Raw genomic sequence first — 430 nt, forward strand, 5'->3', positions numbered from 1 at the left:
GGGCCTCGGGGTCCAGGGCTGCGCGCAGGGTGCCGGTGTCGTCGCGGGTGCCGACCAGCCACGCGGCACGCTCGGACGCGAGCCACGCCTGGGCGATCTCCTCCCAGCGGTCGGGCAGGGGGTCGCGGGCCCACTGCTCGCCGTCGCTGCTCGGGGCCAGGTGGGGGGTGTCGTCACCGTCCTCCAGGACCAGTCCCGCGGCACCGGCCACCTCGACCACCAGGGCGGTGGTGGCCGGGTCCAGCCCCAGGTGGGTGGCGGTGCGGCGCAGCTCTCGGGTCCCCAGGCCCCCGGCGCGCAGCACGGGCGCAGGGTCGGTGGCCCACCGGTCCAGCAGCGCGCCCACCAGGCGGACGACCTCCTCGGCGTGGGTCGCGGACTCGGCCGCGATGGTCGTCGGGTCCACGGGACGTCCCGGGGGCGGCCCGTC

1 pseudogene is annotated in these 430 nt (G+C 78.6%); it reads right to left on the reverse strand.

The features are described from left to right. A pseudogene (locus N869_RS16080) lies at window positions 1-406 on the reverse strand (helicase-associated domain-containing protein); the annotation flags it as partial. Window positions 407-430 lie beyond the last annotated feature (24 nt).

The organism is Cellulomonas bogoriensis 69B4 = DSM 16987 (assembly GCF_000767165.1).
Classification (GTDB): Bacteria; Actinomycetota; Actinomycetes; order Actinomycetales; family Cellulomonadaceae; genus Actinotalea; species Actinotalea bogoriensis.